Source organism: Streptococcus oralis (genome assembly GCF_003942875.1).
In the GTDB taxonomy this organism is placed as follows: Bacteria; Bacillota; Bacilli; order Lactobacillales; family Streptococcaceae; genus Streptococcus; species Streptococcus oralis_BX.
In genome coordinates, this window is sequence record NZ_RMVK01000003.1 from 127,521 (window position 1) to 145,474 (window position 17,954).

Sequence of the window (17,954 nt, forward strand, 5' to 3'; positions counted from 1 at the left end):
ATTCTATGCATGGCATGGAATCAAGTTTTTTCAAAAAATTAAAAAGGCCGAGTAGTGACTTTTCTACTGCTCGGGCTAGATGAACGAGGAATAGAATATGAATTTGTGGGATAAATTATTTACCACACAGATATCAGAACCGCCCCAGTTTGAACTTCACTGGTACATTGGTTTGTTATGTTTACTGGCTCTTACTTTCTATGCTTCTTATCGTTTTCGCGACAAAGTAGCTTACCAGCGTTTTATTCAGATCCTTCAGTCTGTTCAACTGATCGTTCTGTATAGCTGGTATTGGGGCAATCTCATGCCTCTGTCAGAAAGTTTGCCCTTCTATCATTGCCGTATCGCCATGTTTGTGATGCTCTTGATTCCAGGGACATCCAAGTACAAACAGTACTTTGCTCTTTTAGGAACTTTTGGAGCAACAGCAGCACTGGCTTACCCACTCTTTGATCCCTACCCATTTCCACACGTAACCATTTTGTCCTTCATTATCGGACATGTTGCCCTTTTAGGAAATGCGCTCCTATACTTGTTTAGAAACTATCAACCTTCCCTTCTCGATTTGAAGAATGTGGCGGTGATTACCTTTGCCTTAAATGGCTTGATATGGGTTGTCAACTTAGTTGTAGGTGGGGATTATGGCTTTTTAAACAAACCACCACTTGTTGGAAGTTTCGGCCAGCCCTTAAATTATCTCATTGTTTCGACTGTTATCGTGATAGCAATTCGCTTAACAGGGAAATTAGTAGAAAATTTTTTACAACAAAAATCGGAAGAATTTATTCAAGAGAAGATCTAAAATGATCTTCTCTTTTTTGGATTTTTAAGAAACAAAAAGGAAATTGTGAACGTTAACTTCAAATAATCTCTTAGAAGAAGAATTTTTCTAGAATTTTCTCAAAAAACATGCAGGAATTTTATCAAAAACTAAGCACGATTGGATTTTTTGTGTTATAATATTCTTTGAATAGCTATGCCCAAACATAGTTATTAAATAGAAGTGAGAAACTTGGAAGACAGAGAGGATGCGATGTAATGACTAGAGATGGTTTTTTTACAGGCTTAGATATCGGAACTAGCTCGATTAAAGTGCTAGTAGCTGAGCATAGAGATGGCGAAGTAAATGTAATTGGTGTTAGCAATGCCAAAAGTAAAGGTGTAAAAGACGGAATTATTGTTGATATTGAAGCAGCTGCTTCAGCAATCAAATCTGCAATCACACAGGCAGAAGAGAAAGCGGGTATTTCTATTAAGTCTGTTAACGTTGGCCTTCCAGCAAACCTCTTGCAGGTTGAACCAACACAAGGAATGATTCCTGTAACATCAGATACTAAAGAGATCACAGATCAAGATGTTGAAAATGTTGTCAAATCAGCTTTGACAAAGAGCATGACTCCTGACCGTGAAGTGATTACCTTTATTCCAGAAGAATTCATCGTGGATGGTTTCCAAGGAATTCGTGACCCTCGTGGTATGATGGGTGTTCGCTTGGAAATGCGTGGTCTGCTTTACACAGGTCCTCGTACGATTCTACACAATCTTCGTAAGACAGTTGAGCGTGTAGGTATTCATGTTGATAATGTGATTATTTCACCTTTGGCAATCGTGAACTCCGTTCTCAACGAAGGCGAACGCGAATTTGGTGCGACTGTCATCGATATGGGTGGAGGTCAGACTACTGTAGCGACTATCCGTAACCAGGAATTGCAGTTCACTAATATCTACCAAGAAGGTGGAGATTACGTTACAAAAGACATTTCTAAAGTCTTGAAAACATCTCAAAAAATTGCAGAAAGTTTGAAACTGAACTATGGTGAAGCTTACGTTCCACTTGCAAGTAACGAAACTTTCCAAGTTGAAGTAATTGGTGAAGTAGAACCTGTTGAAGTAACAGAAAGCTATTTGGCAGAAATTATCTCAGCACGCATCAAACATATCTTTGACCAAATCAAACAAGAGTTGGAAAGAAGACACTTGTTAGATTTGCCTGGAGGTATTGTCCTTATCGGTGGAAATGCAATTTTGCCAGGAATTGTTGAATTAGCCCAAGAAGTATTTGGTGTTCGAGTAAAACTCTATGTACCAAATCAAGTTGGAATTCGCAACCCTGCATTTGCGCATGTGATTAGCTTGTCTGAGTTTGCTGGTAAATTGACTGAAGTCAATCTTCTTGCACAAAAAGCAGTTAAAGGAGATGAATTCCTTCGTCAAAAACCAATCAACTTTGGCATTCCAAATCAACGTTTGAATCCAGTAGCGCAACCAAGTCCAGCACAAGCAGCTCCAGCTGAAACTGTGCAGGAAGCTCCAGTTGCTCCCAAGGAAGAATTCCAAGCAAGTTCTCAAAGTAAACCGAAGCTAACAGAACGTTTCCGTGGTTTGATCGGAAGCATGTTTGATGAATAAAAGAGGATAAGAAATTATGACATTTTCATTTGATACAGCAGCAGCTCAAGGCGCAGTTATTAAGGTAATTGGTGTCGGTGGTGGTGGTGGTAATGCCATTAACCGCATGGTTGACGAAGGTGTTGCTGGTGTAGAATTTATCGCAGCCAACACTGATGTACAAGCCCTTAGCAGTACGAAAGCAGAAACAGTTATCCAACTTGGTCCTAAATTGACTCGTGGTTTGGGTGCTGGAGGTCGTCCAGAAGTAGGACGTAAAGCTGCAGAAGAAAGTGAAGAAGCTTTGACGGAAGCTATCACTGGAGCAGACATGGTCTTTATCACTGCTGGTATGGGTGGCGGATCTGGTACAGGTGCAGCTCCTGTTATTGCACGTATCGCTAAAGATCTTGGTGCTCTTACAGTTGGTGTCGTGACACGTCCTTTCGGATTTGAAGGAAGTAAACGTGGCCAGTACGCTGTAGAAGGAATCAACGAACTTCGCGAGCATGTTGATACTTTGTTGATTATCTCTAATAACAACTTGCTTGAAATTGTTGATAAGAAAACGCCACTTCTTGAAGCTCTTAGCGAAGCAGATAACGTTCTTCGCCAAGGTGTTCAAGGGATCACTGACTTGATCACGAACCCAGGATTGATTAACCTTGACTTTGCTGACGTGAAAACTGTAATGGCAAATAAAGGAAATGCTCTTATGGGTATCGGTATCGGTAGTGGTGAAGAACGCGTTGTTGAAGCGGCTCGTAAAGCAATTTACTCTCCGCTTCTTGAAACAACTATCGATGGAGCAGAGGATGTCATCGTCAACGTTACTGGTGGTCTTGACTTGACCTTGATTGAAGCAGAAGAAGCTTCAGAAATCGTCAACCAAGCAGCTGGCCAAGGTGTAAACATCTGGCTTGGAACATCAATTGACGAAAGCATGAAGGATGAAATCCGTGTTACAGTTGTAGCGACAGGTGTTCGTCAAGAGCGCGTGGAAAAAGTAGTTGGAGCTCGTAACAACCAACCAGTTGGACGTCCATCAACTAAAGCGCCACAAGCACACACATTTGACCGTCAATTCGACTTGGAAGAGACAGCAGAATTGCCTAAATCAAGCCCACGTCGTTTTGAAACAAACCAAGCGTCTGCTTTTGGAGACTGGGACTTGCGTCGTGAGTCTATTGTTCGCCAAACAGATCCCGTTGTTTCACCAGTAGAACGCTTCGAAACACCAGTTTCACAAGATGAAGATGAATTGGATACACCTCCATTCTTCAAAAATCGTTAATCAATGAATTTGAAAAAAAATACTGAATTAGTTTTTCAGCAAATAGCTGATGCTAGTCAAGAAGCCAACCGTGCTCTAGATGCTGTTTCAGTAATCGCAGTGACAAAGTATGTAGATGTACAAACAGCGGAAGCCTTGCTTCCGCTTGGTGTCCGTCATATAGGTGAAAATCGAGTTGATAAATTTTTAGAAAAATATCAGGCCTTGAAAGATTACCCAGTTACTTGGCATTTAATAGGAACACTACAGAGACGGAAAGTGAAAGAAGTAATCCCATTTGTGGATTACTTTCATGCTTTAGACTCCCTAAAGTTAGCCCAGGAAATTCAAAAGAGAACAGATCATGTTATCAAGTGTTTCTTGCAGGTCAATATTTCTGGGGAAGAAAGCAAGCATGGATTTTCAAAAGAAGAATTGCTAGAACTTTTGCCAGAATTGGCTAAGTTAGATCAGATTGAGTATGTTGGTTTAATGACCATGGCTCCTTTTGAGGCAGACAGTGATGAATTGAAAGAAATTTTCAAGGATACGCAGGCTCTGCAAGCAGAAATTAGAGAAAAACAAATCCCTAATATGCCGATGACGGAGCTAAGCATGGGAATGAGTCGTGATTTTAAAGAAGCGATTCAGTTCGGCTCAACCTTTGTTCGAATCGGTACAGCATTTTTTAAATAGGAGAGAGCTATGTCTTTAAAAGATAGATTCGATAAATTTATAGATTATTTTACAGAAGACGGAGAAGAAACGACTAACTACCAGACTCAACAAGAGGAAACAGTTAGCCCAGCCATCTCATCTTCTAAAGAATTACCAGCACCTGCTCAGTCAGGATCAGCAAAAGATGCAAATATTACTCGTCTTCATGCGCGTCAGCAAGAATTGGCAATGCAAAGCCATCGTTCAGATGAGAAAGTGACAATTGACGTTCGCTATCCAAGAAAATATGAAGATGCAACTGAAATTGTAGATTTGTTGGCTGGAAATGAAAGTATTTTGATTGATTTCCAATACATGACAGAGATTCAAGCCCGTCGTTGCCTTGATTACTTGGACGGAGCCCGTCATGTCTTGGCTGGAAATATGAAAAAAGTTGCGAGTACGATGTATCTATTGACTCCTGTCAACGTTATCGTGAATATTGAAGATATCAAACTTCCAGATGAATCACAAAGCGCTGAGTTTGGTTTTGATATTAAACGAAATAGAGCAAGATAATGATTTTCTTAATTCGTTTAATCCAAAATGCGGTTAGCATTTACTCGATCATTCTCGTTGCATTTGCTCTTCTTTCATGGTTTCCAAATGCCTATGAAAGCCAGCTAGGTCGCTTAGTTATCAGACTTGCTCGCCCAGTTATTGAGCCTCTTCGTAAGCTCAATCTACAATTTGCTGGTCTTGATTTTACGGTTTGGGCGGCGCTGATTTTGATTCAGTTTGTTGGAAATATCTTAACACGACTAGTCCTATTACTATGACAGTAAATCGAGCCATTTATCAGCATTTTTCCCAAGATGATATTCCTTTTATTGATAAGGGATTAGAGTGGATCAAGCGGGTAGAAGATACATATGCACCGGTGCTTACTCCATTTATCAATCCCCATCAGGAACAGATCTTGAGGGTGTTAGCTGGGACATATGGACTGGGTTGCCAAAGTAGTGGTGATTTTCTTTCGACAGAGTCGGTTCGAGTTCTTCTCTATCCAGATTACTTTGAACCAGAGATATCAGACTTTGAAATGGCCTTGTTGGAAATCTGCTATCCGAGTAAGTTTGAACAACTGAGTCATGGAAAAATATTGGGAACAATCATCAACCAGCTAGGAATTGACCGTAAATTATTTGGTGATATCTTGGTAGATGAAAAGAGAGCACAGATTTTTGTCAATCGTGATTTCATTCCTCTTTTTCAGGATGGAATAAGAAAGATTGGCAGACTTCCTGTATCGCTGGAGGAACGTCCTTTTACCGATAGGATTTTGTCTAAAATTGATTATAGAGAACGAGAAATTTTAGTTTCGAGTTTTCGATTGGATGCCCTCTTATCAAGTGCCTTGAAATTATCTAGAAACCAAGCTAGTCAACTGATAGAGAAAAAATCTGTCCAGGTAAACTATCATGTGGTTGAAAAAAGTGATTACCAGGTTACAGTTGGAGATTTGATCAGTGTGAGAAAGTTTGGTCGTTTGAAAGTTGTCAAAGACAATGGTCAGACCAAAAAGGATAAGAAAAAACTAACAGTCCGGCTACTTTTAAGCAAGTGAGAAGAAATATGTCGATTACACCACAAGAAATAAGTGATAAAGCTTTCTCAAGAACATTCAGAGGCTACAATCAGGAAGAAGTTGACCTCTTTCTTGATAAGATTTACTTTGAATTAGAGGAGATGATTCGATACAAAGATGAAACTGAACTCTATATCAAAAAACTAGAAGAACGTCTTTCCTATTATACGAATGATATTCCTAAGAGAACAGTAACAAGCGAGCAAGAACCAGAAGCAATTAATGATTCTATTTTTTATTAAGTAAGTGAGGAAAAGTATGCCAATTACATCGTTAGAAATTAAAGATAAAACCTTTGGCACAAGATTTAGAGGTTTTGACCCAGAAGAAGTAGACGAGTTTCTTGATATCGTTGTTCGTGATTATGAAGACTTGGTTCGTAGTAATCACGATAAAGAGACACACATCAAAAGTTTGGAAGAACGTTTGTCTTACTTTGATGAGATGAAGGATTCCTTGAGTCAGTCAGTTTTGATTGCTCAAGATACAGCTGAGCGTGTCAAACAAGCTGCTCAAGAACGTTCAAACAATATTATTCAACAAGCTGAACAAGATGCTCAGCGTTTGCTTGAAGAAGCGAAATACAAGGCAAATGAAATTCTCCGTCAGGCTACAGATAATGCGAAGAGAGTGGCTGTTGAGACAGAAGAGTTGAAGAACAAGAGCCGTGTATTCCATCAACGCCTCAAGTCTACGATTGAAAGTCAGTTAGCAATTGTTGAATCATCTGATTGGGAAGATATTCTTCGCCCAACAGCTACTTACCTTCAGACAAGTGATGAAGCCTTTAAAGAAGTGGTTGGTGAAGTTCTTGGTGAATCCGTATCTTTACAACCAGAGGAAGAACCAATTGATATGACTCGTCAATTCACACCAGAAGAGGTTGCTGAATTGCAAGCTCGTATCGAGGCTGGTAACAAAGAATTAGCTGAATTTGAAGCTCAACAAAATCAACAGACAGAAGAAAGTGACCAGCATGAAGAGTCAGTTGAAGTAGAAGCTACTGCAGCAACTGAGGAAGATGCAAACAAAGAATCTGTTCTTATCCTATAAAAAATGTGAGAACAAGGTCTAATCAACTATATTATCAGCGAGCGGGAGATGGTGAGAGTCCTGCAATCCCTAGTGGTTAGATTATCCTCTCAAGCAATCCAGTCCGAAAGCAGTAAGACTGGACGTCCCCCACGTTACGGGAAAAGAGGAAAAGAGACCCTGTCTTTTTTCGAACAAAGGTGGTACCACGATTTTCGTCCTTTTTGCGAATCGTGGTTTTTATTTTGTCATTTTAAATTAAAGGAGTAACAATGAAACTTAAAGAAACCCTCAATTTAGGGAAAACAGACTTTCCTATGCGTGCTGGTCTTCCAACTAAAGAACCAGTTTGGCAAAAAGAATGGGAAGAAGCAAAACTTTACCAACGTCGTCAAGAATTGAACCAAGGAAAACCACATTTCACCTTGCATGATGGACCTCCGTATGCAAACGGAAATATCCACGTTGGACATGCCATGAACAAGATTTCTAAAGATATTATTGTTCGTTCTAAGTCTATGTCTGGATTTTACGCTCCTTACATCCCAGGTTGGGATACTCATGGTCTGCCAATCGAACAAGTCTTGGCAAAACAGGGTGTTAAACGCAAAGAAATGGACTTGGTTGAGTACTTGAAACTTTGCCGCGAGTACGCTCTTTCTCAAGTTGATAAACAACGTGAAGACTTTAAACGTTTGGGTGTTTCTGGTGACTGGGAAAATCCTTATGTGACTTTGACTCCAGACTATGAAGCAGCTCAGATCCGTGTCTTTGGTGAGATGGCTAAAAAAGGCTATATCTACCGTGGTGCCAAGCCAGTTTACTGGTCATGGTCTTCTGAGTCAGCCCTTGCTGAAGCGGAAATTGAGTACCATGACTTGCTTTCAACTTCCCTTTACTATGCTAACCGCGTCAAAGACGGAAAAGGTGTTCTAGATACGGATACTTATATTGTCGTATGGACCACTACACCATTTACTATCACAGCATCTCGTGGTTTGACAGTTGGAGCAGATATTGATTATGTATTGGTACAACCAGCTGGTGAATCTCGTAAGTTTGTAGTTGCTTCAGAATTGTTGAATAGCTTGTCTGAGAAATTTGGTTGGGCTGATGTTCAGGTCTTGGCAACCTACCGTGGTCAAGAATTGAATCACATCGTAACAGTCCACCCATGGGATACGGCTGTAGATGAGTTGGTAATCCTTGGTGACCACGTTACGACTGACTCTGGTACTGGTATTGTCCATACAGCCCCTGGTTTTGGTGAGGACGACTACAATGTCGGTGTTGCCAACGGCCTTGAAGTTGCTGTAACAGTTAACGAACGCGGTATTATGATGGAAAATGCTGGTCCTGAATTTGCGGGTCAGTTCTATGACAAGGTTGTGCCGACTGTTATCGAAAAACTGGGTGATTTACTCCTTGCTCAGGAAGAAATTTCTCACTCATACCCATTTGACTGGCGTACCAAGAAACCAATCATCTGGCGAGCTGTTCCACAGTGGTTTGCTTCTGTATCTAAATTCCGCCAAGAAATCTTGGATGAAATTGAAAAAGTGAAGTTCCACTCAGAATGGGGGAAAGTTCGTCTTTACAATATGATTCGTGACCGTGGCGACTGGGTTATCTCTCGTCAACGTGCTTGGGGTGTTCCGCTTCCAATCTTCTACGCAGAAGATGGTACAGCTATCATGACAGCTGAAACGATTGAACATGTAGCTCAACTCTTTGAGGAACACGGCTCTATCATCTGGTGGGAACGTGATGCCAAAGACCTCTTGCCAGAAGGATTTAGCCACCCAGGTTCACCAAATGGTGAGTTCAAAAAAGAAACAGATATCATGGACGTTTGGTTTGACTCAGGTTCATCATGGAATGGTGTTTTGGTCAATCGTCCAAATCTGACTTACCCAGCAGATCTTTACCTAGAAGGTTCTGACCAATACCGTGGTTGGTTCAACTCATCACTTATCACATCTGTTGCTAATCATGGCGTAGCTCCTTACAAACAAATCTTGTCACAAGGTTTTACCCTTGATGGTAAAGGTGAGAAGATGTCTAAATCCCTTGGGAATACCATTGCTCCAAGCGATGTTGAAAAACAATTTGGTGCGGAAATCTTGCGTCTCTGGGTGACAAGTGTTGACTCAAGCAACGACGTGCGTATCTCTATGGATATCTTGAGCCAAGTCTCTGAAACTTACCGTAAGATCCGTAACACTCTTCGTTTCTTGATTGCTAACACATCTGACTTTAATCCAGCTGAAGATGCAGTCGCTTACGATGAACTTCGTTCAGTTGATAAGTACATGACGATTCGCTTTAACCAGCTTGTCAAGACCATTCGTGATGCCTATGCGAACTTTGAATTCTTAACCATCTACAAGGCCTTGGTAAACTTTATCAACGTTGATTTATCAGCCTTCTACCTTGACTTCGCTAAAGACGTTGTTTACATCGAAGGTGCCAAATCACTGGAACGTCGTCAAATGCAAACAGTCTTCTATGACATTCTTGTCAAAACCACCAAACTCTTGACACCAATCCTTCCTCACACAGCAGAGGAAATCTGGTCCTATCTTGAGTTTGAAGCTGAAGAATTCGTTCAATTGTCAGAATTACCAGAAGCGGAAACTTTTGCCAACCAAGAAGAAATCTTGGATACCTGGGCAGCATTCATGGACTTCCGTGGACAAGCTCAAAAAGCCTTAGAAGAAGCGCGTAATGCAAAAGTAATCGGGAAATCACTCGAAGCACACTTGACAGTTTACCCAAATGAAGTGGTGAAAACTCTTCTTGGAGCAGTAGACAGCAATGTGGCTCAACTCTTGATCGTGTCTGAATTGACCATCGCTGAAGGTACAGCTCCAGAGAGTGCAGTAAGCTTTGAAGATGTTGCCTTTACAGTTGAACGCGCTGCAGGTGAAGTATGTGACCGCTGCCGTCGTATCGATCCAACTACTGCAGAACGTAGCTACCATGCAGTTATCTGTGACCACTGTGCAAGCATCGTAGAAGAAAACTTTGCGGACGCTGTCGCAGAAGGATTTGAAGCCAAATAATCAGATTAGAAATATGTTTTCTCATAGTTTAAGATGAGATGAAAAGGAAAAAGAGAGGAAGTCATTTCTCTCTTTTTTGCTAGAAAAAGTTTAGGACAAAGATGCAGAAATCTAATAATTTTGGGGCTCGTTTTAAGTTGATTTTTGAGATTTTTTTAAAAAGAGGAGTCGTGTTTTGGTACTTTTCAAAAGCAGGTGTTGTTTCTAAAAATCGCGACAAATAATTTGAATAATCAAGTGAAATCAGGTAGAATAGAAAGGATTGAATAATATATTGAAAAGGAAATCTTTAGAATGAAACATCAGTTTTATGGAGAAAAACGACAGCGCTTTTCTTTCCGCAAGTTGTCCGTTGGGCTCGTTTCGGCGGCTATTGGAAGCTTCTTTTTGAGTGGGCAAATAACTGGGGACTTGACTTCTGTAAAGGCAGCAGAAATTCAAAGTCAGCAGTCTGCTCAGGTCAAATACCACTACGTAGTGGAGTCTGAATTGACGGAGGCAGAGAAGAGTGCCTTGATAAGGGAGATTCCAAAGCATGTTGAGGATGCTTCAGAGACCTATTACTTAGTTTATCGTCCGACTACTCAAGGGGATTCGTCTGGAGTATTCCCTAAGACAGGTCACTCCAGCCTTAGGGAATCAACTTTTACAGCGATAGGTCTTGCATTACTAGTGCTTGTAGTTGTTAGAGGCAGAAATGGGAAGAGGTATTTATCTTCGATCTTGTTGGTAACTGGAATGGGATCCATACTGCTATCTCCAACAGTCTTAGCAGTGACGAATATCGAACTTGCGGCATATAATCAAAGTCTTAACTTGGGTCTTGGAGATGCACTGCCAGCGCCATTGAAAATTGACGGTTACGACTATATCGGTTATCTAAAGAATGAAGAACAAAATGATAGTCATTTAGCTCATTCTGCTCATAAGGAAAATCCGACACTTGACTTGGAGAAAGAGAAGGGAAGTGAACTTAAACCGAGTGAAACAAATCTTGATATGAAAGAGATTGTTTCAGATAAGGGGGATGCTTTAACTGAGGAAGAAAGAGAAGCTATAGCTGCCAAGGAGAGAGAGTCTGCTCGTCTAAGCACCGTTTATGACTTGCCAGAACTAAAAATTAGCGAGCAGGAGTCAGTTCAAGAACTTCCTTATCAGACAAAATACCAGTATTCTGATGAATTGGCTCAAGGCCAATCAAAAGTTATACAATCAGGTGTTCGAGGTCAACGTACAGTAGTGACTCGTCATTTTCGTAAGGATCAAGAAATCGTGAAAAGCGAAATGATTTCTGATCAAGTGACGCTTGAACCTGTTTCTGAAATTATTTTAGTTGGAACAGCTCCAACTAACTCGATACCCAAAGAAACTCCAGTTCATGAAGTTCCAGAATTGGAAGAATATGGCACAACTCCTGAGACAGCGCCAGTTCACAAAGTTCCAGAACTGACGGAATACGGTACAACTCCTGAAACAGCGCCTGTTCATGAAGCACCAGAATTGACAGAATACGGAACTAGTCCTGATACGTCTCCGGTTCGTGAGACTCCAGAACTGACAGAATATGGCACAAGTCCTGAAACATCTCCAGTTCACGAAGTTCCAGAATTGACAGAATATGGCACCAGTCCCGAGACATCACCAGTTCAAGAGATTCCAGAACTGACGGAATATGGGACAAATCCTGATACATCTCCAGTTCACGAAGTTCCAGAACTGACGGAATACGGTACAACTCCTGATACAGCCCCAGTTCATGAAGTTCCAGAATTGACGGAATATGGTACAACTCCTGAAACAGCGCCTGTTCACGAAGTTTCAGAATTGACAGAATATGGCACAAATTCTGAGACAGCCCCAGTTCAAGAGATTCCAGAATTGACGGAATATGGGACAACTCCAGAAACAGCGCCTGTTCACGAAGTTCCAGAATTGGCAGAATACGGAACCAGTCCCGAGACATCTCCAGTTCAAGAGATTCCAGAACTGACGGAATATGGGACAACTCCTGATACAGCTCCTATTCATGAGAATTCTGAGTTGGAATTGACTACAAATGATGAGGTTAGAATAGAAAAGATTGATTTTTCTATTGACGAGCAATATACAGATGAGATTCCAGAAGGAAGTCGTCAAATCACAACTCCAGGAGTCCAAGGCGAACGCACGATTAAGACTCGTGTCTACAGTTCCAACGGTCAAGAGGTTGACCGCCAAGAACTTTCGAATGAAGAAACCCTAGCTCCAGTAACGCAAATTGTCAAAGTCGGGACGGCTAAGCCAAATATGGTACCAAACGATGCGCCGAAAGCAGAAGCTCTGCCAGAGTATCCGCTAACTTATACCGACGAAACTCGGGTTGAGAAAATTAACTTTAGCATTCGTGAAGAAGAAACGGACGAATTGGTTCAAGATGCTCGCCAAATCGCAACTCCGGGAGTCCAAGGTGAACGAACTATCAAGACTCGTGTTTACAGTTCTAACGGTCAAGTTGTTGACCGCCAAGAGTTGTCTAATGAAGAAACTTTGGCGCCCGTAACACAGATCGTCAAAGTCGGAACGGCTAAACCAAGCATGGTACCGAACGATCCACCGAAAGCAGACGTTCTTCCAGAGTATCCCCTAACTTATATCGATGAAACTCGTGTAGAGAAAATAGCCTTCAACATTCGTGAAGAAGAAACGGATGAATTGGTCCAAGATGCGCGCCAAATCGCAACTCCGGGAGTCCAAGGCGAACGAACTATCAAGACTCGTGTTTACAGTTCCAATGGTCAAGTTGTTGACCGTCAAGAGTTGTCTAACGAAGAAACCTTGTCTCCCGTAACACAAATCGTCAAGGTCGGCACGGCTAAACCAAGCATGGTACCAAGTGATGCACCGAAAGCAGATGCTTTACCAGAGTATTCGCTGACATATACAGATGAAACCCGCGTAGAGAAAATAGCCTTCAATATCGAGAAGCAATATACGGATGAATTGGTTCAAGATGTTCGTCAAATCGCCACTCCGGGTGTTCAAGGTGAGCGGACCATCAAGACTCGTGTCTACAGTTCTAACGGTCAAGAGGTTGACCGCCAAGAATTGTCTAATGAGGAAACCTTGTCCCCGGTAACACAAATCGTCAAGGTCGGCACGGCTAAACCAAGCATGGTACCGAACGATCCACCGAAAGCAGATGCTTTAGAGGAGTTCGATTTAATTTCACTGCATAATCTCTTGGCAGAAGCGGATCAGATTAAAGCTCAGGCCCGTTATTTCAACGATAGCCAGAGTCATCAAGCTAACTATGATGCTGCTTTGACGGCTGGTCAAGCGATTCTGAGCCAATCCCAAGCCAGCCAAGCAGAAGTCAACCAACTGGTGGAACAAATCAATCAAGCCAAGGCTCAATTAAGTGGACTTGAGGTTGTCAAAATAGCTCTTCAGACTGAGTACGATTTAAATCCAACGGTTAAAACCTCGGTTAAATATAAGAATGCGGATTCAGATAAGCAGACAGTTTATACAGACGAATTGACTAAGGCTGAAAGAGTTCTGAACAATCAGACTGCTACACAAGTACAGGTCAACCAAGCTCTTGTTAGTCTGACAGCAGCCAAAGAAGCACTAAATGGAGTGCCTAAAGTCAAGCCGACTGTTTCAATTCTAAGTCTGACTGAGAATACTGATGATAAGTCGGTGACGGTTCAATATAGATTGGAAGACCAGACCCAGTCCTTCCGTTCGGCGACTGCAGAATTGTATCAGGGAGATCAGCTGATTCGCACTCTTCCAATTACCAACTTCGCTGGCAGCTTGAAAATTGGCGACCTAGACTACTACACAGGTTACACTCTAAAAACCAAGTTGACTTATGAACTAGATAATGGCAGCTTTACTGAGTTTGAAACAGACAGTCGTAACTTTGAGTTAGAATACAAGAAGATTGCCTTCCGTGATATTGATTCTGTTGAGTTTTATCATAAAGAAAACGACCAATACAAGCGTTTTGTATCGATGAGCTCCATGCCTACGGATCTGTCTACTTACTTCGTCAAGATCAAATCAAGCGAATCCAAGGAAATTCTCCTACCAGTTCACAGCATTTCTGAAGCAGAGAAAGATGGCAAGGCAGTCTATAAGGTTAATGTAACTCTTCCTGAACTCGTCCAAGAAGGTGAGACGGGCTACAAGTCTGGGCATGACTTCTATATCAGTAAGGCAGTCCCAAGTCAGCAAAATGTCTACACTAGCTTTGCTGGATTGGTAGACGCTATGAAGCGAAATATGGCAGGAAATTATGTTCTGGGAGCTGATTTGGATGCGAGCGAGGTCAACCTAGCTCCTGCAGATTATGTCTACCTCAAAGGGAACTTCACCGGTAGTCTGACAGGTAGTCAAAATGGCAAGCAATATGCGATTTACAATCTAGCCAAACCTTTATTTGAAAACCTCAAGAGTGGATCTGCCATTTCAAATATCGACTTTAAAGATGTGAATATCGTGGGTACCTATGACTCAGCAGCACTTGCACGCAATGCGGAGAATGCGCGAATCACAGATGTTTCTGTTCAGGGGAGAGTATCGGTAGTAGGCAACGCCTCAAACGTAGCAGGTCTAGTAGTTAATGGAACCAATACGAAAATTACAAATAGTTCCTTTACGGGTACCATCCTATCTAACAGTCAACACATCAAAGCTTATAATGTAGGTGGTTTGGTTGCAAGCCTTAAAGGAGGAGAATCTCTTCTTAGCCAAAGTAAAGCAGATGTAACGATTATTAGTGGTGCACGATCAAATGAACAACGTATCGGTGGTTTGGTTGGACGTCTAGAAAACAATGCTCGAATCACCAAATCTTATGTGACAGGAAAATTATATAATGCAACCACTAACGGTCAAATCGGTGGAGTGGTCGGCTCGAACTACTTTAATGGTTTAGTTGATAATGTGATCAGTAACGTTAGCGGTACAAATGTTTACAGTATTTCTGGGGATCAGGGCTATAAAAACGACCGCATTACGCAAGCATATAAAGTTGCCAAGAGTGAAACCTTGAAAAACGATCAGTTTGTTACTTCTACTATTACTCAAGAAGAAATGGAAGAAAAACTGACTGCTATGGACATCACGACTAGCCTAGATGACACGAATCTAAATATGCGTTTTGTCGACTATGGTGAGGTAAACAATGCTCAATTCGACCGCGGATATTCTTATGCAAATATGGAGAAACTACTTCCTTTCTACAATAAAGAAACCATTGTTTCGTTTGCGAACAAGATTCCGAAAGAGCATAAGTTGAACAAGGAGTACCTATTGGATGTTGTTCCGATGAAGGATCATCAAGTGGTGACAGATATCCATAGCAATAAAACAGCAATCAATCGTTTGATGCTTCACTACATGGACAATACCATTGACTATCTAGAAATATCTTATCAGGGAGATTTCGTCAACCAAGGTATTGCTGAGTATAGGATGAAGGGATTAGACCTACTTTATACTCCAGAAGCCTTTGTATCAGATTATACTAGTATTCTAAATCAAGTCCTGCCAGAGTTAAACAAAGTCGTTCTTGATTCGCCAGCTATGCGAACAGCTCTCGGAGTAGCAGCAGACACTTCTTTGGATGAACTATACTTAGACACTGCATTTACGCAAGTGAAAAGTAAGCTATCAGGTGAGCTTCGCAAAGTGCTGGCTATGGATAAGGCTATCAATACTGAAGGTGAAGTAGTTAAGGATTATCTTATTAAGAAGATTCTTGCTGATAAAGAAGCTTTCCTATTAGGTTTGACTTACCTTAACCGTTGGTATAATATCAACTATGATAACTTTAATGTCAAAGACTTGTCGGCTTACAAGATGGATTTCTATGGTAAGAATGACGTTTCGGTTCTTGATACAATCATTGCTTTAGGGAAATCAGGACTTGAGAATCTCAAGGCTAAGAACAACTATACAGCGTATGATAATTCGCTCTCTGAAGCAACTGGCAAGCGAGGACTCTTCAATTACCTTGAAGGCTACCGTCAGCTCTTCCTACCATACAAGACCAATAATGAATGGCTCAAGACCAATACAAAAGCCTATATTGTTGAGGCTAAGTCCGATGTGCCAGAAGCGAGAAAGCTTCAGGACGCAGCCGAGGGCAAGAGCAAGTACTCTGTCGGTGTGTACGACAAGATTACTGCAGATAATTGGGAACACAAGGGCATGCTCCTGCCACTCTTGACCATGACGGAGAAGGGTGTCTATGCTATCTCTAATATGTCTACCCTCTCTATGGGAGCTTATGATCGCTATCGCCTGGATGCCAATAACAGAGTGCGCACAGACGCAGAACTAGTTGAATATGTCGAAGACCGAGTGAGAAAAACAGCTGAATACCAGCGTGACCACTATGATTTCTGGTATAAGATTCTGAGTCCAGAAAGCAAGGACAAGCTCTTCCGTTCGGTTCTGGTTTATGATGGGTTCTTCTTAACTGACAACGCAGGACAAAGCTATTGGGCACCAGCTAATGACAAAAAATCACAGGCTATGCAGGAATTCTTTGGACCAGCCGGCAAGTGGTATCCAAGCAAGGGTTACAATGCCTATGCTACGGGAAGTGTTACCCATTTTGATAGAGCACGATTGTTGGAAGACTATGGTAACTCAGTCTACACGCATGAGATGACCCATAACTCTGACGGTGCTATTTACTTTGAAGGTTATGGTCGTCGTGAGGGCTTGGGTGCGGAACTCTATGCTCGGGGACTCTTGCAATCTTCGCCGAGCGCAGATGAACCAACCATTACGCTCAATACTCTCTTCAAGGTGGACAAGGATTCTAAGACACGTATGCATACCTATAATTTCAAGGAACGTGTTCAAAATGCAGCAGACCTGCAACACTATGTCCATGGTATGTTTGACATGATCTACACCTTGGACTATCTAGAAGGTACTTCTATGCTGAAGCAGAGTGATGCTGCCAAGTTACAGTGGTTCAGGAAGATGGAGAATTACTATATTACAGATAAGTATGGCAAGGAGACCCACGCTGGAAACCAGACGCGAAGCTTTACAGCTGAGGAAATCAAGCAGCTGAAGACCTTTGACTCCCTGATTGAAAATGATGTGATCACTCGTAGGGAGAACAAGGAAAGCGGAAAATATGGTCGAAATGGCTACCTCAGTCTCAGCCTCTTCTCACCAATTTACTCAGCCTTGAGCAATCCAAATGGAGCACCTGGTGACGTTATGTTCCGTCGCACAGCCTATGAATTACTGGCAGCCAAGGGCTATCATGACGGATTTGTCCCTTATGTTTCTGGTCAGTACTCTCAGGAAGCCTTCGATGAAGGGATGAAAACGTGGGACGGATGGTCTGGAAGAGATGTCGGTCTCGTGACCGACCAGAAAGTCTTGGAAAATGTATTTAAAGGTGAATACACCTCTTGGGTAGCCTTCAAGAAAGCTATGTACCAAGAGCGAATTGATCAGCTGACCAAGCTGAAGCCAATTACCATTGAGTACGAGCTTAAAAATCCAAACAGTACCAAGAAAGTAACCATTCGCTCTTATGCAGAGATGCAGCAGTTGATGGATGCAGCAGTGGCAGAGGATGTACGCAACATTACCAATGCTACTAGCCGTGTCGAAGCTAGCTGGGTTAACCTGCTCAAGAAGAAGATTTACAACGCTTATCTTCGTGAGACAGACGACTTCAGACAGTCTATTTTCAAGAAATAAGGAAACGATTCTGTTTGATTAAAATTTGAAAAATTCCTAGGTTTAAGGCTACCTAGGAATTTTTCTGTGGTTTCTCCATGATCTTGTTTGTGCATTCAAGACCTGATAAGATAAGGATTTTGAAAGCGTAAATGAACTGAAAAGATTAGCAGTTTTTTGTGGCTAT

The 17,954-nt window shown here is 41.7% G+C and carries 11 protein-coding genes; all 11 read left to right on the forward strand.

Translation table 11 applies throughout. From position 1 onward, the window contains the following. Positions 1 to 97: 97 nt before the first annotated feature. The 11 genes from D8844_RS04320 to D8844_RS04375 all read left to right on the forward strand — a co-directional run bounded on the left by D8844_RS04320 (position 98) and on the right by D8844_RS04375 (position 17,788). Positions 98 to 802: a YwaF family protein gene (locus tag D8844_RS04320; protein WP_001055268.1), complete on the forward strand. Its 705-nt coding sequence runs from the start codon at positions 98 to 100 to the stop codon at positions 800 to 802. Positions 803 to 1,038: 236 nt separating this feature from the next. Continuing rightward, positions 1,039 to 2,409, forward strand: coding sequence for a cell division protein FtsA (gene ftsA, locus D8844_RS04325; protein WP_000196345.1), 1,371 nt, complete (start codon positions 1,039 to 1,041; stop codon positions 2,407 to 2,409). 16 nt (positions 2,410 to 2,425) lie between these two features. Next, positions 2,426 to 3,682 carry a cell division protein FtsZ gene (gene ftsZ / locus D8844_RS04330; RefSeq protein ID WP_000144261.1) on the forward strand — a complete coding sequence of 419 codons (1,257 nt, stop codon included), beginning with the start codon at positions 2,426 to 2,428 and terminating at the stop codon, positions 3,680 to 3,682. A gap of 3 nt (positions 3,683 to 3,685) precedes the next feature. After that, positions 3,686 to 4,357, forward strand: a complete 672-nt coding sequence (locus D8844_RS04335) for a YggS family pyridoxal phosphate-dependent enzyme (protein WP_049505659.1) — start codon at positions 3,686 to 3,688, stop codon at positions 4,355 to 4,357. A gap of 9 nt (positions 4,358 to 4,366) precedes the next feature. Then, on the forward strand, positions 4,367 to 4,897 hold the full coding sequence (locus D8844_RS04340; protein ID WP_125422161.1) for a cell division protein SepF: 531 nt from the start codon (positions 4,367 to 4,369) through the stop codon (positions 4,895 to 4,897). After that, complete coding sequence (locus D8844_RS04345) at positions 4,897 to 5,157, forward strand: YggT family protein (RefSeq protein WP_000576500.1); 261 nt, start codon at positions 4,897 to 4,899, stop codon at positions 5,155 to 5,157. Before D8844_RS04340 ends, D8844_RS04345 begins: the two co-directional genes overlap by 1 nt. Further along, positions 5,154 to 5,945: a YlmH family RNA-binding protein gene (locus D8844_RS04350; RefSeq protein WP_125422164.1), complete on the forward strand. Its 792-nt coding sequence runs from the start codon at positions 5,154 to 5,156 to the stop codon at positions 5,943 to 5,945. The genes D8844_RS04345 and D8844_RS04350 overlap by 4 nt, the downstream gene beginning before the upstream one ends. Positions 5,946 to 5,953: 8 nt before the next feature. After that, entirely contained in the window at positions 5,954 to 6,208 is a 255-nt protein-coding gene (locus tag D8844_RS04355) for a DivIVA domain-containing protein (RefSeq protein WP_000028988.1), read from the forward strand. A 16-nt stretch (positions 6,209 to 6,224) separates the two neighbouring features. Beyond that, positions 6,225 to 7,019, forward strand: coding sequence for a DivIVA domain-containing protein (locus D8844_RS04360; protein ID WP_042769095.1), 795 nt, complete (start codon positions 6,225 to 6,227; stop codon positions 7,017 to 7,019). A gap of 251 nt (positions 7,020 to 7,270) precedes the next feature. Then, the gene (gene ileS / locus D8844_RS04365; RefSeq protein ID WP_125422167.1) at positions 7,271 to 10,063 is read left to right on the forward strand and encodes an isoleucine--tRNA ligase; all 2,793 of its coding nucleotides are present in this window, start codon (positions 7,271 to 7,273) and stop codon (positions 10,061 to 10,063) included. A gap of 294 nt (positions 10,064 to 10,357) precedes the next feature. After that, positions 10,358 to 17,788, forward strand: a complete 7,431-nt coding sequence (locus D8844_RS04375) for an SIALI-17 repeat-containing surface protein (RefSeq protein WP_125422170.1) — start codon at positions 10,358 to 10,360, stop codon at positions 17,786 to 17,788. The last annotated feature ends 166 nt before the right edge of the window (positions 17,789 to 17,954 follow it).